This is a genomic window from Bradyrhizobium sp. SZCCHNS30572, from assembly GCF_032484415.1.
Taxonomy (GTDB): Bacteria; Pseudomonadota; Alphaproteobacteria; order Rhizobiales; family Xanthobacteraceae; genus Bradyrhizobium.
This window is the reverse complement of record NZ_JAUESY010000001.1, coordinates 191,097-208,417: the sequence shown is the minus strand read 5'-3', so window position 1 is coordinate 208,417 and position 17,321 is coordinate 191,097. Positions and strand designations below refer to the sequence as shown.

The following is a 17,321-nucleotide window of genomic DNA, read 5'->3' as shown; positions in this document are numbered from 1 at the left end:
GTCTCCCGAAATATCGTCCTTTGCGGATCTTGATATCTAGCGGTTGGTATAGACCGGCTTGCGCTTCTCGAGGAAGGCTTGAATGCCCTCCTTGAAATCCTCCGAGCGGCTGCACAGCACCTGGTTGCGATCTTCCATCGCGATGACGGCTTCGATCGACGACGCATCGACGCTCATGTTGAGACATTCCTTTGAGAGTCGAAGTCCGACCGGCGAGGCCGTCATCATCGCATCGACGAAGGGCGCAGCCGCGCCCTCGAGCATATCGTCCTCGACGATTTCCGACACCAGCCCGACCATGAGCGCGCGCTCGGCTCCGATGAAGCGGCCGGTGAGGATCAGCTCCGATGCGACGGAGACGCCGACGAGGCGCGGCAAGAAATAGCTGGTGCCGATGTCGCAGCCCCCTAAGCCAAGCTTGATGAAGGCACAGTTCATCCGCGCCGAGCGGCTGGCGATGCGGATATCGGCCGCGAGCGCCAACGCAAAGCCGCCGCCGGCGGCTGCGCCCTGCACCAGCGCAATGATCGGCTGCGGGCAACGCCGCATCAACATCACGATGTCGGCGATGCGGCGCTGCGAGTCCAGCGACTCGGTCACGCTGGGCGGCTCATTGACGCCGCCGCGCCGCTGCATCGCGGCCTTCAGATCGAGCCCCGCGCAGAAGTTCTTGCCGGCACCCTTGAGCACGACGACTCGCGTGGTGCGATTGCGCTGCAGGCTTTCGAAATAAGCGTTGAGCGCGTCGATCAGCGCCGGGTCGAGCGCGTTCAGGCTCTCGGGGCGATTGAGCGTCACCCGGTCGACGCCATTGTCGTGTTCGATCAGCAGCGGTTGGGACATGGCGCGCGCTCCACCCTCAGTGTCATCCCGGCGAACGCCGGGATCCATAGCCACCGGCTTGATTGGTAAGAGTGCGGCGTCTGCCAGTCTGCCTATCACAGACGCCGCGGAGTATGGGTCCCCGCGTTCGCGGGGACGACGGCGGAGGTTGCCGTCAGCGCGGGGCCATGCGGATGGCGCCGTCGAGGCGGATGGTTTCGCCGTTCAGCATCGGGTTCTCGACGATGTGGACGGCGAGGTTACCGTACTCGGAGGCGTCGCCGAGCCGGGCCGGATGCGGCACCTGGGCGCCCAGGCTCTTGCGCGCTTCTTCGTTCAGTCCCATCAGCAGCGGTGTCAGGAACAGGCCGGGCGCGATGGTGTTGACGCGGATTTTCTGGCTGGCGAGATCGCGCGCAGCGGGCAGGGTCAGGCCGACGACGCCGCCCTTCGAGGCCGAATAGGCGATCTGGCCGATCTGGCCTTCATAGGCCGCGACGCTGGCGGTGTTGATGATGACGCCACGCTCCTCGCCGACCGGCTCGGCGGTGACGAGGCGCTCGGCAAACAGCCGCAGCACGTTGAAGGTGCCGATCAGGTTGACGTTGATGATGCGCGCGAACTTGGCGAGCGGATAGACGCCGTCCTTGCCGACGATGCGCTGCGAGCCGCCGATGCCGGCGCAATTCACCAGCACGCGGGCGATGCCGTGGGCCGCCTCGGCCTTGGCGAGGCCGGCCTTGACCTGATCCTCATTGGTGACGTCGGCATGCAGCGCGACGCCCTTGATCTCGGCGGCGATCTTCTCGGCGTTTTCCAGGCTCTGATCGAGCACGGCCACCTTGGCCCCCTTGGCCGCCATGGCGCGCGCCGTAGCTGCGCCGAGACCCGAGCCACCGCCGGTGATGAGAACGGCAACGTTGTTCAACTGCATGTCAGGTTTCCTCCCTAGACGTTTTTGCTTGCGAATAGCGAATAGGGAGTAGCGAATAGAGGCTTCCCACATTCGCGACTCCCTATTCGCCACTCGCCCGTTTCAATATTCCACCGCAGATCAGCGCCTCCATATGGGCGATGTACTGACGGCAGACATCATCGGTGACCGGGCCGACGCCGATCGCGCGCGACATCGCGTGGCGGCCGAAGAACAGGTGATCGCAGGCGCCGATCAGGCTGGTGTAGAACAGCACCGGATCGACGGCGCGAAACTCGCCCCTGGCGACGCCCTCCTCGATGAGCCGGCGATGGAAATCGAGCAGCGGCGCCACGAAGAACTTCGACACTTCGTCGGCCGCCTCCGCGCTGCTCTCATGCAGCAGATAATGGATCAGCCGGTTCATGTAGGGAAACCGGTGATAGGCGCGGATGATGCCGCTGATGTGCAGCTTCAGCTTCGCCGTCGGCGGCAGCGGCTGCGCCAGGAGATATTCGAGATTGGCCACCTCGGTCGCCGCGTCGCGGGCGAGCAGCGCCAGCAGCAGGCCGTCCTTGTTGCCGAAATGATATTTCACCAGCGCTGCATTAGAGCCGGACTTCTGCGCGATGTCGCTGAGCGAGATTTCGATCGAGGACCTCGCGATCATCAGCTCGCTGGCGGCGTCCAGCAGCTTCTCCGCCGTCGCATTCCGCCCCGCGGGAAGTTTCTCTGGCACGCTGTTGTGAAGCTGAGGTCCCAAGACATGTCTCGCGCTTGATCGAGGCAGATAAGCCGAAGCCGGAGTTGATCTCAAGAGTTAATTGATCGATTGACTAACGCTCGATCGGGCATTTAAATCGCCGCCAATCACGAACACCAAGTCTAGGGAGGATACGTCATGGCGGAAGCCTACATCGTCGCGGCCGCACGCACGGCCGGCGGCCGCAAGGGAGGACGGCTGGCCGGCTGGCATCCGGCCGACCTCGCGGCGAAGGTGCTGGACGCGCTGGTCGATCGCTCCGGCGCCGCGCCGGACCAGGTCGAGGACGTGATCATGGGCTGCGTGATGCAAACCGGCGAGCAATCGAACAACATCGCGCGCAATGCGGTGATGGCCTCGAAGCTGCCGGAGAGCGTGCCGGGCACCTCGATCGACCGGCAGTGCGGCTCGTCGCAGCAGGCGCTGCATTTCGCCGCGCAGGCAGTGATGTCGGGCGCGATGGATGTCGTGATCGCCGCCGGCGTGGAGTCGATGACCCGGGTGCCGATGGGTCTCTCCTCCACGCTTCCGGCGAAGAACGGCTTCGGGCACTACAAGAGCCCTGGCATCGAGAGCCGCTATCCGAACATCCAGTTCAGCCAGTTCACCGGCGCGGAAATGATGGCGGAGAAGTACGGTCTCTCCAAGGATGAACTCGACGAATATGCCTATAACAGCCATCAGCGCGCGATTGCCGCCACGCAGGCAGGCCACTTCAAGGACGAGATCATCCCGCTCGAGATCACCCGTGCCGACGGCTCGACCGACACCCACCACATCGACGAGGGCATCCGCTTCGACGTCAGCCTCGACGGCATCAAGAGCGTCAAGCTGATCGCCGAGAACGGCAAGCTGACGGCGGCCACGGCCAGCCAGATCTGCGACGGCGCGTCCGGCGTCATGGTCGTCAACGAGCGCGGCCTGAAGTCGCTCGGCGTCAAGCCGCTGGCCCGCGTCCATCACATGACCATGATGGGCGGCGACCCCGTCATCATGCTGGAGGCGCCGCTCCCGGCGACGCAGCGCGCGCTGCAGAAGGCCGGCATGTCGATCGACGAGATCGATCTCTATGAGGTCAACGAGGCGTTCGCTTCCGTGCCGACCGCCTGGCTGAAGACCATCGGCGCCGATCCGAACCGCCTCAACGTCAATGGCGGCGCGATCGCGCTCGGCCATCCGCTCGGCGGCTCCGGCACCAAGCTGATGACCACGCTGCTGCATGCGCTGAAGGCCCGCAACAAGCGCTATGGGTTACAGACGATGTGCGAAGGCGGCGGCATGGCCAACGTGACGATCGTGGAAAGGCTGTAGGAAGCGAATAGCGAATGGCGAGTGGTGAATAGGGAGAGCGATCCCGCTCCGCTCGCCCAGACGCTCCGCTATTCGCCATTCCCTATTCGCTACTCGCCATTCGTTACTCGCGCCTCCCCGCCGGAGTCTTTCATGACCCACCCCTCCATTCACGCCCGCAGCCATCCCGACAAGATCGCCTATCAGATGGCCGGCACCGGCAAGGCCATCACCTATCGCGAGCTCGACGAACTCTCGAACCAGGGCGCTCATCTATTCCGTGCGCTGGGGCTCAAGGCCGGCGACCATATCGCCTTCCTGATGGAGAATCGGCTGGCTTTCATGGAAATCGCCTGGGCGGCGCAGCGCTCCGGCCTGTACTACACCGCGATCAGCCGCTATCTCACCAAGGACGAGATCGCCTACATCATCAGGGATTGCGGCGCCAAGGTCTTCATCACCTCGCCGAAATGCGCCGAGCAGGTGCGCGATCTCGTGAGCGCCACGGACGGCCCGCTGTTCTTCATGATCGACGAGCCCGAGCCCGGCTTCCGCTCCTGGGACAAGGAGGCCGGCGCCCAGCCCAAGACGCCGATCGCCGATCAGGTCGCCGGCTACGACATGCTGTATTCGTCGGGCACCACCGGACGGCCGAAGGGCATCAAGAAGGATTTCGAAGGCAATCCGATCGATCAGCCGAACCAGTTCCTGCGCGTGCTGTGCGCCGACATGTGCGGCATGAACGCCGAGAGCACCTATCTGTCGCCGGCGCCGCTCTATCATGCAGCTCCCTTGCGCTTCAACATGATGGTCTCAGTGCTCGGTGGCACCTCGATCATCATGGAGCATTTCGACGCCGAAGACTTCCTGAAGCTGGTCGAAAAGTACAAGGTCACGCAGTCGCAGCTTGTGCCGACCATGTTCGTGCGCATGCTGAAACTGCCGGAGGACGTGCGCAAGCGCTACGACGTGTCGACCCTGAAGGGCGCGATCCATGCCGCTGCGCCCTGCCCGGTCGACGTCAAGGCCAGGATGATCGAGTGGTGGGGTCCGATCCTGATCGAGTATTATGCCGGCTCCGAAGGCAACGGCGTCACCGTCTGCACCTCGAAGCAGTGGCTGGAGCATCGTGGCAGCGTCGGACGCGCCGTTGTCGGCAAGATCAAGATCCTCGGCGAGAATGACGAGGAGCTGCCGACCGGCGAGATCGGCACGGTGTACTTCGCCGACGCGCCGGTGTTCTCCTATCACAACGATCCGGAGAAGACGAAGCGGGCCTACAACGACAAGGGCTGGTCGACGCTCGGCGACGTCGGCTATCTCGACGCCGACGGCTTCCTCTATCTGACCGACCGCAAGTCCTACATGATCATCTCCGGCGGCGTGAACATCTACCCGCAGGAGACCGAGGACGTCCTCATCACGCATCCCGACGTCGCCGATGTCGCCGTGTTCGGCGTGCCGAACGAGGAGATGGGCGAGGAGGTCAAGGCGGTGGTGCAGCCGCACGACATGGCGCGCGCCGGCAAGGCGTTCGAGGAGCAATTGATCCTGTTCTGCCGCCAGCATCTGTCGCCGATCAAGTGCCCGCGCTCGATCGATTTCGAGCCGGAGCTTCCGCGCACGCCGACCGGCAAGCTGGTCAAGCGCCACCTGCGCGAACGCTACTGGCCGAAGAAGGGCGCGGCCTAGCTCCAATAACGGTAGCTGTCGTCCCGGCCTTGCGCCGGGACCCATAGCCACCGCAGCCGATGATGCGAAGGGTATAAGCTCCAGCTTGGCGCCACATGAGCGCCTGTGGTTATGGATCCCGGCTCGCGCTCGCTTCGCTCGCTTGGCCGGGACGACGCGAGGAGAGTGCACGCCATGTCCCAGTCCTTTCCCCCGCTTCCCCTCCCACCCACGATCCGGTCCCGCTTCGTCGACGGCATCAACGGCCTGCGCATGCACGTGCTCGAAGCCGGCTTCGAGACGCCCGGCCGTCCCTGTGTGCTGCTGCTACACGGCTTTCCCGAGCTGGCCTATAGCTGGCGCAAGGTGATGCCGGCGCTGGCCGCCGCCGGCTACCACGTGCTGGCGCCGGACCAGCGCGGCTATGGCCGCACCACAGGGTGGAGCGCCGACTATGACGGTGATCTCGCGCCGTTTCGCTTCACCAATCTGGTGCGCGATGCGCTCGGCGTGGTCTATGCATTCGGCCATCGCCATGTCGCGTCTGTCGTCGGCCACGACTTCGGCAGCCCCGTCGCGGCGTGGTGCGCGGTGATCCGCCCCGATGTCTTTCGATCGGTCGTGATGATGAGCGCACCGTTCCCGGGGCCACCCGCAGCACCGTTCGACATCGCCAGCCATCCCCTCGCGGCGCAGGAGGATCCCGTGCATCGCGAACTGGCTGCGCTGCCGCGTCCGCGCAAGCACTATCAATGGTACTACGCGACGCGGCAGGCCAATGCGGACATGCATCATCCCCCGCAGGGGCTGCATGAATTCCTGCGCGCCTATTACCATCACAAGAGCGCAGACTGGGCGGCCAACGCCCCTTCTCCTCTGCAGGCCTGGGACGCGGCCGAACTCGCCAAGCTACCGACCTACTACGTCATGGACCTCGACAAGACGATGGCCGAGACCGTCGCCGAGGAGATGCCGGATGCGGCGGCGATCGCGGCGAATCGCTGGCTGCCGGACCATGAGCTCGCTGTCTACACCGCCGAATATGAACGAAACGGCTTCCAGGGCGGACTGCAATGGTACCGCTGCGGTACGTCTGGTCTATTCGACGCTGAATTGCAGACGTGGTCGGATCTCACGATCGACGTTCCGTCCGCATTCATCTCCGGCCTGCAAGACTGGGGCATCTACCAACGGCCCGGTGTGTTCGAAGCGATGCAGTCCCGAGTGTGCACCAACATGATCCTGTGCGAGCTGATCGATCGCGCCGGACATTGGGTGCAGCAGGAGCAACATGAACGAGTCAATGAGCTCCTGTTCACGTTCCTGAACAAATCGACAGCCTGATTTCGGACGCCGTTCCGACGTATTAGGCGAATCGAGGAACGAACATTCGGGGTTGACGTTTTTGCATCCGGGCAATGCGCATCAGGAGAAGATTTATGGATAAGAAGATCGCAGGCTTGTTGGGCGCAGTCGCCGCTGTCGGCGCGCTCGGCACGGCGCAGGCGTCAGCGGCTCCGGCCCCGAGCGACGTGCTGAAGGCCAACTCCTACGCCGACCTGCTCGAGCCGATCCCGAATGCGGCCAAGGTGCTGCAGGCGCTCGACGAGCAGGCGCCGCCGGAGGCCGAACCGAAGGTGCAGCTGGCGCAGTGGTACCATCACCACCACCATCATCACCACCATCACCATGGCTACTGGCGCGGCTATGGCTACGGCCCTGGCTATGGGTACGGTTACGGCCCCCGGGTCTATGTGGTGCCGCGCCGGTACTACCATCACCACCACCATCATCACCATCACCACTGGTACTACGATCGCTACTGATCGTTGAGAGGTGAAAGCTCGGGGGGCGCCGACCGTGAGGTCGGCGCTCTTTCGTTTGAGGAAGACGGAAGCGTCAGGACTTGCGCGCCTTGTCCTTCGCCGCGCGATGCAGGTGGCGGTAGGTGCCGTCGAACACCGTGTCGGTGCTCGACACCCATTCGGTCTCCTTGGCGAGCACCGGACGGCTGGCGTGGATGCGGCGCGACTGCAACTCGCGCTCGGCCGCCTCGTCCGGAGTCATGGGCTCGACCGTGAAGTTTGCCTCCTCCGGAATCACGATCACCTGCGCGAACGGCTCGCCCGGACGGAAGATATGCGTCCGCCCTTCCGCGGGCGCCTTGAAGACGCAGAAGAACAGCATCGGCCAGAAATTGCGCACCAACGCCGGCACCGCGATCGGGCAGGTATCGCTGCGGTCGGTGTAGAAGCGCGGATGCGGCTCGGTCCGGATCGCGAAACCGTTGGGCACCTTGAGATCGAGCAGGATCTGGTAGGTGTAGAAGGCATCGCCAAAATTGCGGAACGGCGGCCATTGCAGGCTCGGGCTCGGCGGCTCGCCCCAGTCGCCGGACAGCTCCAGCTTGCCGTCCCGCGTGGTGACCTGCAGCTCGAAGTCGTACGGATAAAATAGCTCGATGCCATATTGCGCACCTTCCGAGAATGGTACGCAATGCCAGACCTGCTCATGCGAGCCATTCGCTCGTGGCTGGCGTTCGCCTGCCCAGCCCGGGATATCCATCCGGGTGCGGCGCGGCGCCAACCCTGGATCGTTGAGCCGATATTTGACGCTATCCATGAGAACTCCTTAGGTGGCTGAGCGGAACGCGAACGACGGACTATCCTCGCAGTTCCATGACTGGAGCTTGAATGCGCTGTCACCAAAGGGTTTCGCGACCAATCAGCGGCCGGAGTTTGACCGCGGTGCGGCAAATCCATATAGACTTTAGAACCGTTCTAAACACTCGAATGTTGAGAGCGAGAGATCCGGGGACCTTGGAATGAAGAACTTCGCCGACCTCACCGAGCGCGAGATCCTGGCAATCGCGATCTCGGCCGAAGAGGAAGACGGCCGTATCTATATGAGCTTCGCGGAGGATCTGGCGGAACGTTATCCGGATTCAGCCAAGCTGTTCGAGCAGATGGCCGAGGAGGAGAAGGGCCACCGCCACATGCTGCTCGAACTCTATGAGGAGCGCTTCGGCAAGAACCTGCCGCCGATCCGGCGCGAGAACGTCAAGGGCTTCATGCAGCGCCGGCCGATCTGGCTGACCAAGAACCTGTCGCTCGACGCCATCCGCCGCGAGGTCGGCACGATGGAGTTCGAGGCCGAGCGCTTCTACGCCAAGGCGGCCGAGCAGGCCAAGGACGTCGGCGTGCGCCGGCTGCTCGGCGATCTCGCCGAGGCCGAGAAGGGCCACGAGAAGGTCGCGGCGAAACTGACCGACAAGATCCTCAGTCCGGACGTCCGGCACAAGGAGGACGAGACGCGGCGGCGCGTGTTCGTGCTGCAATATGTCCAGCCCGGTCTCGCCGGCCTGATGGACGGCTCGGTCTCGACGCTGGCGCCGCTGTTCGCCGCCGCCTTCGCCACGCATCAGAACTTTCAGACCTTCCTGGTCGGCCTTGCCGCCTCGATCGGCGCCGGCATCAGCATGGGCTTTGCCGAGGCGCTGTCCGACGACGGCTCGCTGACGGGCCGCGGCTCGCCGTGGCTGCGCGGCGCCGTCTGCGGCGCGATGACGACGCTCGGCGGACTGGGGCACACGATGCCCTATCTCGTCCCGGACTCCTGGACCAACGCGTTCTGGATCGCGACCGCGATCGCGAGCCTCGTCGTGTTCTTCGAGCTGTGGGCGATCGCCTATATCCGCGCGCGCTACATGGACACGCCGTTCCTGCAGGCGGTGTTCCAGATCGTGCTCGGCGGCATCATCGTGCTCGGCGTCGGAATTCTCATAGGAGCGGCCTAGCATCCGCACCCCCGCGTCTTGCGAAACGCTCAGCCGCGAGGCTGATGGCGCCGGACCGATCACAACGGAAAACTCGTCATGACGCCACGCCTGCAATACGGCACGCCCGCGAAGATCCTGCACTGGCTGGTGGTGGCGCTGCTCGCCATCCAGTATCCGATCGGCTGGCTGATGCCGGACCTGCATGCCAATACACCCCCCGGCGCGCCGATGATCCTGCACATTTCATTCGGCCTCACCATTCTGGCATTGATCGCCGTGCGCTTCGTCTGGCGGCTCACCCATCCGGTCGCACCGGAGAGCTCGCTGCCGCCCTGGCAGCGGCTGAGCTCGGAGGTCGTGCACTGGATGCTCTATGTGATGGTGCTGGCGAGCACCATCACCGGCTGGCTGTTCGCCTCCTTCCGCGGCTGGAGCGTATCGTTCTTCTACCTGTTTCCATTGCCGATGCTGGCCGCGCGCAACCCGGCCGGTAACCGCGCCATCGACGGGCTGCACCAAGCCTCCGAATGGCTGCTGCTGATCCTGATCGTCGTTCACGTCGCCGCCGCACTCGCGCACGTCTTCATCTATCGCGACCGTGTCATGCAGCGGATGCTGCCGGGCTAGAATCCGCAATTTTGGTCAAGCGATCGCCATCCGCATCGGTTAGGACTCCCGGCAAACATCTCACCGGGAGGATCGACCTTGGCCGCACCGCAATGGACGTTCGCAACCGCCGTCGACACGGCGAAGGCGTTGGCAGATCGTGAGATCTCGTCGGTCGAGCTGACCAAGCTCGCCATCGACCGCATCGAACGTCATGACCCCGAGATCAACGCCGTCTGCGTGCGCGATTTCGAGCGCGCGCTCGCTGCCGCCGACGCCGCCGACGCCGCGCTGGCGCGCGGCGAACGGCGGCCCCTGCTCGGCCTTCCGCTCACGGTGAAGGAATCCTACAACGTCGCCGGCCTGCCGACGACCTGGGGTTTTCCGCAGCACAGGGATTTCATCGCGGCCGAGGATGCGCTGACGGTGACGCGCGTGAAGGACGCCGGCGGCATCGTGCTCGGCAAGACCAACGTGCCGCTCGGGCTCGGCGACTGGCAGAGCTACAACGACATCTACGGCACCACCAACAATCCCTACGATCTCGGCCGCACGCCGGGCGGTTCGTCAGGCGGATCGGCCGCGGCCCTCGCGGCGGGCTACGGCTCGCTGTCGCTCGGCTCCGATATCGGCGGCTCGCTCCGGGTGCCGGCGTTTCATTGCGGCGTCACCGCGCACAAGCCGAGCTACGGCCTGGTGGCCTCGCGCGGCCATACGCCGCCGCCGTTTCAGCCGCTGCCGGGCGAGGCCGACCTCGCCGTCGTCGGCCCGATGGCGCGCTCGGCCGCCGATCTGTCGCTGCTGCTCGATGTGATCGCAGGCCCCGACCCGCTCGAGGCCGGCAAGGCATATCGCCTCGACCTGCCGCCGCCGCGCCACGGTCGCCTGCCGGATTTCCGCGTGCTGGTGGTCGCGAGCGATCCGCTGCTGCCGACCGACAGCGCCGTGCGCGGCGCGATCGAGCGGCTGACGGCCGACCTCGCACGGGCCGGCGTGAGCGTCACGACGGACAGCCCGCTGCTGCCGGACTTCGCCGCATCGAGCCGGCTCTACATGCGCATGCTGCTCGGCTTCATCGGCGCCACCATGCCGGCGGAGGTCCACGCCGGCGCCAGTCACGCGGCCGCGCAATTGCCGAAGGAGGCAGCGAGCCTCGCGGCCGAGCGGCTGCGCGGCATCGCGCTCAGCCATCGCGACTGGGTGCAGGCCGGCGGGGCGCGGGCGCGGCTGCGCGCGCAATGGCGAACGCTGTTCGAGCAATTCGATGCCGTGATCTGCCCGATCATGCCAACGCCGGCCTATCCGCACGACCATTCGCCCGACCAGGAGCAGCGCCGCATCAGCATCGACGGCGTCGAGCATTGCTACACCGATCAGCTCGCCTGGCCGGGCATCGCCACCTTGCCCGGACTGCCCGCCACCGCGATTCCGCTTGGACTCGCCGACGGCCTGCCGGTCGGGGTGCAGATCGTCGGCCCGTTCCTCGAGGACCGCACGCCGCTCAAGCTCGCCGACCTGATCGAGCGCGAATTCGGCGGCTTCGTCCCGCCGCCGCGGTTCGCGAACTAGTTCGCGATCGGGCTTATTCAACAACGCCTCGCCAAATTCCGCCGTCGTCCTACATCGTCATGGCCGGGCTTGACCCGGCCATCCATCTTCCAGAGAGGCTGGATGCCCGGGTCAGGCCCGGGCATGACGGGTAACTAATAGGCAGACCCGCCGAACCTCATCACCTGCCTCACACCCGACCACCCACCTCACGCATCGAACATGATCACGCTGCGCAGCGTCTTGCCTGCCTTCATGTTGGCAAAGCCCTCGTTGATCTCCGACAGCTTCAGCTTGGCGGAGATCCAGTCCTCCAGATGCAGCTTGCCGCGCAGATAGAACTCGACGAGGCGGGGCATGTCGACGCGGAAGTGGTTCGAGCCCATCGACGAGCCCTGGATGCGGCGCTCGCGCAGGAAGTCGAAGCCGTGCAGCTCGATCTTCTGGCCGAACGGGATCATGCCGACGATGGTCGCGGTGCCGCCCGGCGCCAGCATCGCGAACGCCTGCTCGGCGGTCTCCTTGCGCCCGAGCACCTCGAAGGCGTGGTGCACGCCGCCCTTGGTGAGCTCGCGCACCTGGGCCACGACGTCGCCCTCAGTGGGATTGATGATGTCAGTCGCGCCCAGTTTCGTCGCAAGCTGCAGCTTGGCCGGATTGGTGTCGATGGCGATGATGCGGCCCGCGCCCGCGATCTCGGCGCCGTTGATCGCAGCCATGCCGACGCCGCCGCAGCCGATCACGGCCACCGTCTCGCCGGCCTGCACCCGCGCCGTGTTGACGACCGCGCCATAGCCGGTGATGACGCCGCAGCCGATCAGCGCCGCGAGATCGAGCGGCATGTCCGGGCGGATCTTCACGATCGCGTTCTCGTGCACCAGCATCTGCTCGGCGAAGGACGAGAGGTTGAGGAACTGGTGCAGCTTCTCGCTTCGTCCCCATGACAGCCGGTTGGAGGCGCCGGGCGGCATCTTCACCGTCGTATCGGTGCACAACACCGGGCGGCCCGTGGTGCAGTTGTCGCAGGTGCCGCAGAACACGGACAAGCACGTGACGACGTGATCGCCCGGCTTCACATAGGTCACGTCGGCGCCGACCTGCTCGACGATCCCAGCCGATTCATGGCCGAGCACGGCGGGCAGCGGATGCGGATACAGGCCTTCGATGAAGTGCAGGTCGGAATGGCAGAGACCGGCAACCGCCGTGCGGATCAGCACTTCCCGCGGCCCCGGCTTGGGCACACTGATGTCCTCGATCACCAGCGGCTTGTTGACCTCCATCAGCACGGCGGCTTTCATTGGCGTTCTCCCGATCTTGTTTGTTGTTGGTCGCGGCAAGCCTACGCCGCTGACAGCAGTTCGCCAACCTCCTCCATGTCAGCGGTACGTTCGCCGAGCAGCAGTGTCGCGATGGCATCATCCATCCTATTTTCCGCGAGCCGGAACGGATCGGACGGCGTCAGCCGGTGCGCGACGATGAGCTTCGCCAGCAACAGCCTGCGCGCGTCGCCGCGCATCGCGTGGATGCGCCCGCTTTCCCAAGTCGTCGAGACGGCGCTTGCCACGTGATACAGCAGGCTGGTGGCGCGGCGCGCTTCGGACTCGTTGTCGGCGCGTCCCGCGACCTCGCGCGCAAAGCCCACGGCACGATCCACGAGTCGATGCAGCTGATCGCGCCAGGCCTGCGGCACGACGGCGCTGTCGTCGAGCCGCGCATGCAGGTCGGCTGCCAGCGCGGCCTCCGCACCGTGCCGGCCCACGGCGCGCTTCAGCGCATCGAGCGCGACGATGTTGCCGGTGCCTTCCCAGATCGAGCCGAGATGGGCGTCGCGCAGCAGCCGCGCGGTCACGAACTCCTCGACATAGCCGATCCCGCCGCGCATCTCCAACGCATCGCCGCAGACCTTGCGCGCGTCGCGCGTGGCGCGGAATTTCAATGTCGGCGTCAGAATGCGCAGCAGCGCCGCGGCATCCTGGCTGCCGGCCTCGGCACGGTCGAGCGCGTCGGCGGTGAGGAAGCTCAGCGACAGCGCCTGCTCGGTCGCGAGCAGGATCTTCAGCAGTTGCCGCCGGCCGAGCGGCAGGTCGACGATGCGTTTTCCGAACACCACGCGGTTGCGCGCGACCGTAATTGCGTCGTGCCAGGCCCGCCGCATCAGCGCCGTCGACTTGACGCCGTTGGAGAGACGCGACGAGTTGACCATCTCGGCCATCTGCACGAAGCCGCGATCGAGCCTCCCGACCGCATAGGCGACGGCGCCCTCCAGCTTGATCTCGCCCGAGGCCATCGAGCGCGTTCCGAGCTTGTCCTTCAGGCGCACGATCCGATAGTGGTTCTGGCTGCCGTCATCGAGGAAGCGCGGCATCAGGAACAGGCCGACGCCGCGCGTTCCCGCTTCGGCACCTTGCGGCCGCGCCAACAGCATCACGACTTTCGCATCGGCATTGGAGCAGAACCATTTCTCGCCATGCAGGCGCCAATGGTCGCCCTCCGGGACGGCGACCGTCGTCAACGTGCCGACATCGGAGCCGCCCTCCTTCTCGGTCATGAACTGGCCGCCCTGGGTCAGCTTTCTCATGTCGGTCTGCGTCAGGCCATCGAGGTACTTGGCCTTGAGCCCGTCGCTGCCGAAGCTCGCCAGCAGCTTGGCGCATCCGTCGGTGACGTTGATCGGACAGCCCAGCCCGAACTCCGCCTGGTTGAACAGGTAGGTGAAGGCGTGCTTGGCCGTGACCGGATACTTGGTCGGCCAGCCGAGAATGCCCTTCCGGATCGACATCGCGTGAATGCCGAACTCGCCAAAGGCGGCGCGCTCGAGCTCGCGATAGGCCGGATGGTACTCGACCCACTGCACGTCGCGGCCGAAGCGGTCGCGCTGGTGCAGCACAGGGCCATGGCGGTCAGCCAAGCGGGCGCATTCGTCGAGATAGGAGCCGGCGAGCTCGCCGAGACGGTCGAGATGCGGCACGAGGTGCCGAAACAGCGCTTCGGGCAGATGGATGCGCAGGAGATCGGCGAGCGCGGGGTCGGCGCGATAGAAGTTCAGCCCGGTGGTATCGGGCGCCAGCAGCTCCGGCCTTGCGCCGCCGGTCATCACGTCATCGCGCCTCAGGAACTGATGCATGATCGTTAAGCCCTCGTTCGTTTCCGCAAGTCTCTGATGGACTCTTCGACAGGTTGCGCCTGATCGGATACACAACAGGCAGCGGCGTGCGCCGAACCGGGAGCAGATCCATGACCAATCAGCCGACGGAGGTTTATCGCATCTTCGGGGCGGAGATGTCGCCCTATTCGGTCAAGGTGCGATCGTATCTGCGTTACAAGGGCATCCCGCATCACTGGATATTGCGCAATGCGGAAAGCGAGGCGGAGTTCGCGCGGCACGCCAAGCTGCCGATCATTCCGCTGGTGGTCGCCCCCGACGAGGTGCCGATGCAGGACTCGACGCCGATCATCGACGCACTGGAGCTCGACTTTCCGCAACCCACGATTCATCCCGGCGACGCGCTGACGAGCTTCATCTCGGCCTTGATCGAGGAGTTCGGCGACGAGTGGGGCAACAAGTGGATGTTCCATTATCGCTGGGCGCGCGATCTCGACCAGCGCGCCTCGGCCGGACGCATCGCCCGCATCCGCGCCCCCAGGGCGGACGAGGCCGAGTTGGGCGAGCTGGCCGAGAAGATCCGCGCGCGCATGGTCGAGCGGCTGTGGTATGTCGGCTCCAACGAGATCAACGCGCCGCAGATCGAGCAGGGCTTTGCCGAAATGCTCGACCTGCTCGAACGGCATCTCTCGGTCAGGCCATATCTGTTCGGCCACCGTCCGGCCTACGGCGATTTCGGACTGTGGGGCCAGCTCTACGAGCTGTGGACCGATCCGACGGCCGGCGCCCTGATCGAAGGCCGCGCGCCGCATGTGCTGGCCTGGATCCACCGCATGCTATGGCCGCGCGCCGAAGGCGAGTTCGAGCTGTGGCCGGAACTATCACTGACCTTGATGCCGATCCTGACCCGCCAGGTCGGCGCGCTGTTCATGCCATGGACGCTCGCCAACGAGCAGGCACTGGCCGAGAACCGCAGCGTCTTTCGCGTCCAGTTCGGCGACTTCACATGGATGCAGAAGCCGCAGAAGTATCACGCACGCTCGCTGGCGATGCTCCGCGGCAAATACGCCTTCCTGCACGATCGCAGCCGGCTCGATGTCGTGCTTGAGGAGATCGGCTGCCTCGCCGGATTGCAGCCGCGTCCCACCTGAGGACGCGCGGCAAAAATGTGGGGACGAGCCGTAGGAAGTCGGCCGCCGGTGCACTAGCTTGATGTCTGCGGACGCTTTGGCCCAAGGACATGCCCATGGACATCCCTGCCTACAAGATCGCCCTCATCGTCGGTGCCGGCGAGGGGCTCTCGGCCTCGTTGGCGAGGCTGTTCGCGCGCGAGAAGATCCGCGTGGCGCTTGCCGCCCGCAAGATCGAGAAGCTCGGCGCGCTCTGCAACGAAACCGGCGCCCGCGCCTACCCCTGCGATGCGACCAATCCGGAGGAAGTCGAGCGGCTGTTCGGCATCGTCGAGCGCGAGATCGGCGCGCCTGATCTCGTGGTCTACAATGCCAGCGCGCGGGCGCGCGGAGCGCTCACCGATCTCGTGCCGGCCGACGTGCAGCAGTCGATTGCCGTCAGCGCCTTCGGCGGCTTCCTGGTGGCGCAGCAGGCGGCACAGCGCATGCTGCCGAACAAGCACGGCGCCATCCTGTTCACCGGCGCCTCCGCCAGCGTGAAGGGCTACGCCCAGTCGGCGCCGTTCGCGATGGGCAAGTTCGCGCTGCGCGGCCTCGCCCAGAGCATGGCGCGCGAACTGTCGCCGCAGGGCATCCACGTCGCGCATTTCGTCATCGACGGCGCGATCAAGAGCGCAGAGCGTCAGGAAGCCGCGGAGCGCCCGAATTCGATGCTCGATCCGGATGCCATCGCCGCAAGTTATTGGAGCGTGCTGCAGCAGCCACGGAGTGCCTGGAGCTGGGAGATGGAGCTGCGGCCGTGGGTGGAGACGTTTTGAGAAGTTGATGTTCCGTATGACGTGGGCAAAGACGCACCACGATCACCGTCATTGCGAGCGAAGCGAAGAATCCAGGGCGGAGCAAGGACTCTGGATTGCTTCGCTTGCGCTCGCAATGACGCGGATCGGTGGTCGCCTCATAGCAACTGTGATCGCCCGGCTCGACCGGGCGATCCAGTACACGCAACTGACAGCTGGTGACACGGTGAGGCCGCGGCGTACGGGATGCCCCGCCTTCGCAGGCATGACGTCATTTGATCTCGGACGTGGCGACTTGCGGCGCGCGACCGACCACGCGCAAATCTGGCCCCACTGAATGAGTCACCACTCCGCTTAGACCCTTCTCGAACCGCACCAGGGTCCAATCGTCCGCATGCGGCTTGATCGTGAAACCGGCCTTGCGGGCCAATGCAATCATTACGTCGTTGGTACGCAGCGCATCGCCCGAGAGGGTCACGCCACCCAACGCGAGCGCGCGTCCTTCCAGATTCGCGATGAGCGCCGGGCCGATGCCGTGGCCTTGCCAGCGGTCATGGACCGACAGGCCAAACTCGACACGACCGACGCCGCGATCGAATGCGTAGCGCGCCTCGGCCACGATGGCTTCGACACCTTCATGGTCCATCGTCGCGATCAGGCTGTAGCGGTCGTTGCGGCCGAGCGCGACGAAATCCTCGAGCACCGCCTTTGGCAGCTCGTTGAGTGCGCCGAGGAAACGCTTGTGGCGCGAGCGTTGGCTCAAGGACCGGACATAGCTCTGCAGCGCCTCGGCGTCGTCAGATGTGACGAAGCGCAGGCGCACCTCCTCGCCACGCCGCGTGTGAATGATGTTGGAGCCGGCAGCGAGATCGGCAATGGCGGGCGTCGGCATGCGCGGCT

The 17,321-nt window shown here is 65.3% G+C and carries 16 protein-coding genes; 9 read left to right on the top strand and 7 right to left on the bottom strand.

Features of this window, described 5'->3' with window-relative positions; all coding sequences use genetic code 11:
* Positions 1-36: 36 nt before the first annotated feature.
* The 3 genes from QX048_RS00895 to QX048_RS00885 all read right to left on the bottom strand — a co-directional run bounded on the left by QX048_RS00895 (position 37) and on the right by QX048_RS00885 (position 2,498).
* Positions 37-843: an enoyl-CoA hydratase/isomerase family protein gene (locus QX048_RS00895; protein WP_316169560.1), complete on the bottom strand. Its 807-nt coding sequence runs from the start codon at positions 841-843 to the stop codon at positions 37-39.
* Positions 844-997: 154 nt separating this feature from the next.
* Complete coding sequence (locus QX048_RS00890) at positions 998-1,756, bottom strand: SDR family NAD(P)-dependent oxidoreductase (RefSeq protein ID WP_315825931.1); 759 nt, start codon at positions 1,754-1,756, stop codon at positions 998-1,000.
* 82 nt (positions 1,757-1,838) lie between these two features.
* Positions 1,839-2,498: a TetR family transcriptional regulator gene (locus tag QX048_RS00885; RefSeq protein ID WP_315825930.1), complete on the bottom strand. Its 660-nt coding sequence runs from the start codon at positions 2,496-2,498 to the stop codon at positions 1,839-1,841.
* 138 nt (positions 2,499-2,636) lie between these two features.
* Between QX048_RS00885 and QX048_RS00880 the strand changes: the two genes are divergently transcribed.
* From QX048_RS00880 to QX048_RS00865, 4 genes are all read left to right on the top strand, one after another.
* Positions 2,637-3,809: an acetyl-CoA C-acetyltransferase gene (locus tag QX048_RS00880; protein WP_315825929.1), complete on the top strand. Its 1,173-nt coding sequence runs from the start codon at positions 2,637-2,639 to the stop codon at positions 3,807-3,809.
* 132 nt (positions 3,810-3,941) lie between these two features.
* Entirely contained in the window at positions 3,942-5,480 is a 1,539-nt protein-coding gene (locus QX048_RS00875) for an acyl-CoA synthetase (protein WP_316183769.1), read from the top strand.
* Between the two features lie 252 nt (positions 5,481-5,732).
* Positions 5,733-6,803, top strand: a complete 1,071-nt coding sequence (locus tag QX048_RS00870) for an alpha/beta hydrolase (RefSeq protein ID WP_315714359.1) — start codon at positions 5,733-5,735, stop codon at positions 6,801-6,803.
* A gap of 95 nt (positions 6,804-6,898) precedes the next feature.
* The gene (locus tag QX048_RS00865; protein WP_315713731.1) at positions 6,899-7,285 is read left to right on the top strand and encodes a hypothetical protein; all 387 of its coding nucleotides are present in this window, start codon (positions 6,899-6,901) and stop codon (positions 7,283-7,285) included.
* A 73-nt stretch (positions 7,286-7,358) separates the two neighbouring features.
* On the opposite strand, the gene QX048_RS00860 is transcribed toward QX048_RS00865, so the two are convergent.
* Positions 7,359-8,081, bottom strand: coding sequence for a hypothetical protein (locus tag QX048_RS00860; RefSeq protein ID WP_316200336.1), 723 nt, complete (start codon positions 8,079-8,081; stop codon positions 7,359-7,361).
* A gap of 202 nt (positions 8,082-8,283) precedes the next feature.
* On the opposite strand from QX048_RS00860, the gene mbfA reads away from it, so the two are divergent.
* From mbfA to QX048_RS00845, 3 genes are all read left to right on the top strand, one after another.
* Complete coding sequence (mbfA, locus tag QX048_RS00855) at positions 8,284-9,255, top strand: iron exporter MbfA (protein ID WP_315713729.1); 972 nt, start codon at positions 8,284-8,286, stop codon at positions 9,253-9,255.
* Positions 9,256-9,333: 78 nt separating this feature from the next.
* On the top strand, positions 9,334-9,864 hold the full coding sequence (locus QX048_RS00850) for a cytochrome b (protein WP_316172695.1): 531 nt from the start codon (positions 9,334-9,336) through the stop codon (positions 9,862-9,864).
* Between the two features lie 78 nt (positions 9,865-9,942).
* Positions 9,943-11,412, top strand: coding sequence for an amidase (locus QX048_RS00845; protein WP_315825926.1), 1,470 nt, complete (start codon positions 9,943-9,945; stop codon positions 11,410-11,412).
* Positions 11,413-11,600: 188 nt separating this feature from the next.
* Here QX048_RS00845 and QX048_RS00840 read toward each other — a convergent pair whose 3' ends face one another.
* Positions 11,601-12,689: a Zn-dependent alcohol dehydrogenase gene (locus tag QX048_RS00840; protein WP_315713727.1), complete on the bottom strand. Its 1,089-nt coding sequence runs from the start codon at positions 12,687-12,689 to the stop codon at positions 11,601-11,603.
* 41 nt (positions 12,690-12,730) lie between these two features.
* Positions 12,731-14,515 carry an acyl-CoA dehydrogenase family protein gene (locus tag QX048_RS00835; RefSeq protein ID WP_316200337.1) on the bottom strand — a complete coding sequence of 595 codons (1,785 nt, stop codon included), beginning with the start codon at positions 14,513-14,515 and terminating at the stop codon, positions 12,731-12,733.
* Positions 14,516-14,625: 110 nt separating this feature from the next.
* Between QX048_RS00835 and QX048_RS00830 the strand changes: the two genes are divergently transcribed.
* Together QX048_RS00830 and QX048_RS00825 are read left to right on the top strand one after the other, a co-directional pair.
* Positions 14,626-15,645, top strand: a complete 1,020-nt coding sequence (locus tag QX048_RS00830; protein ID WP_315825924.1) for a glutathione S-transferase family protein — start codon at positions 14,626-14,628, stop codon at positions 15,643-15,645.
* A 95-nt stretch (positions 15,646-15,740) separates the two neighbouring features.
* Entirely contained in the window at positions 15,741-16,442 is a 702-nt protein-coding gene (locus QX048_RS00825; protein ID WP_315713724.1) for an SDR family NAD(P)-dependent oxidoreductase, read from the top strand.
* Between the two features lie 250 nt (positions 16,443-16,692).
* Here the strand turns inward: QX048_RS00825 and QX048_RS00820 are convergent, their stop codons facing one another.
* Complete coding sequence (locus tag QX048_RS00820) at positions 16,693-17,313, bottom strand: GNAT family N-acetyltransferase (RefSeq protein ID WP_316172699.1); 621 nt, start codon at positions 17,311-17,313, stop codon at positions 16,693-16,695.
* Between the last annotated feature and the right edge of the window lie 8 nt (positions 17,314-17,321).

What these genes read in the sequence shown, in the direction of transcription:
- QX048_RS00880 (WP_315825929.1), top strand. Translation starts at nt 2,637, where the DNA reads ATGGCGGAAGCCTACATCGTCGCGGCCGCACGCACGGCCGGCGGCCGC.
- QX048_RS00875 (WP_316183769.1), top strand. Translation starts at nt 3,942, where the DNA reads ATGACCCACCCCTCCATTCACGCCCGCAGCCATCCCGACAAGATCGCC.
- QX048_RS00820 (WP_316172699.1), bottom strand. Translation starts at nt 17,313, where the DNA reads ATGCCGACGCCCGCCATTGCCGATCTCGCTGCCGGCTCCAACATCATT.
- mbfA (WP_315713729.1), top strand. Translation starts at nt 8,284, where the DNA reads ATGAAGAACTTCGCCGACCTCACCGAGCGCGAGATCCTGGCAATCGCG.
- QX048_RS00860 (WP_316200336.1), bottom strand. Translation starts at nt 8,081, where the DNA reads ATGGATAGCGTCAAATATCGGCTCAACGATCCAGGGTTGGCGCCGCGC.
- QX048_RS00840 (WP_315713727.1), bottom strand. Translation starts at nt 12,689, where the DNA reads ATGAAAGCCGCCGTGCTGATGGAGGTCAACAAGCCGCTGGTGATCGAG.
- QX048_RS00830 (WP_315825924.1), top strand. Translation starts at nt 14,626, where the DNA reads ATGACCAATCAGCCGACGGAGGTTTATCGCATCTTCGGGGCGGAGATG.
- QX048_RS00850 (WP_316172695.1), top strand. Translation starts at nt 9,334, where the DNA reads ATGACGCCACGCCTGCAATACGGCACGCCCGCGAAGATCCTGCACTGG.
- QX048_RS00825 (WP_315713724.1), top strand. Translation starts at nt 15,741, where the DNA reads ATGGACATCCCTGCCTACAAGATCGCCCTCATCGTCGGTGCCGGCGAG.
- QX048_RS00835 (WP_316200337.1), bottom strand. Translation starts at nt 14,515, where the DNA reads ATGCATCAGTTCCTGAGGCGCGATGACGTGATGACCGGCGGCGCAAGG.
- QX048_RS00890 (WP_315825931.1), bottom strand. Translation starts at nt 1,756, where the DNA reads ATGCAGTTGAACAACGTTGCCGTTCTCATCACCGGCGGTGGCTCGGGT.
- QX048_RS00870 (WP_315714359.1), top strand. Translation starts at nt 5,733, where the DNA reads ATGCACGTGCTCGAAGCCGGCTTCGAGACGCCCGGCCGTCCCTGTGTG.
- QX048_RS00865 (WP_315713731.1), top strand. Translation starts at nt 6,899, where the DNA reads ATGGATAAGAAGATCGCAGGCTTGTTGGGCGCAGTCGCCGCTGTCGGC.
- QX048_RS00895 (WP_316169560.1), bottom strand. Translation starts at nt 843, where the DNA reads ATGTCCCAACCGCTGCTGATCGAACACGACAATGGCGTCGACCGGGTG.